This is a genomic window from Gilvimarinus sp. 1_MG-2023, from assembly GCF_030548285.1.
Genome location: NZ_JAUOSC010000478.1, coordinates 1 through 341 on the forward strand (window position 1 = coordinate 1; position 341 = coordinate 341).

The window sequence follows — 341 nt, forward strand, 5'->3', positions numbered from 1 at the left end:
GCCGCTGCTTGAGAATCAGCGCGGCATTTTGCGCCGCCTTGCCGTTCAGGTCGGTGCCACTGGAAGCCGCCGTCGGTGAGGTATTCGGTACCTTGTCGGTACGCGTGGCGGTCACCTGAATGCTGTCGAGGCTGACACCCAGCGTCTGGGCAACAATCTGGCCGACCTTGGTGTGCAAGCCCTGGCCCATCTCGGTGCCACCGTGGTTTACCTGTATCGAACCGTCAGTGTAGATATGTATCAGCGCACCGGCCTGGTTGAGATGCTGCAAGGTAAAGGAAATACCGAACTTCACCGGCGTCAGCGCCAGACCACGTTTCAGCACCGGACTGGTCTTGTTC

At 59.5% G+C, this 341-nt stretch carries 1 protein-coding gene; it reads right to left on the minus strand.

Annotation, left to right across the window (positions count from 1 at the left end; genetic code table 11):
• Positions 1-341 (minus strand): molybdopterin cofactor-binding domain-containing protein (locus Q4563_RS17710; protein WP_303605437.1); only part of this gene is annotated, 341 nt, incomplete at both ends.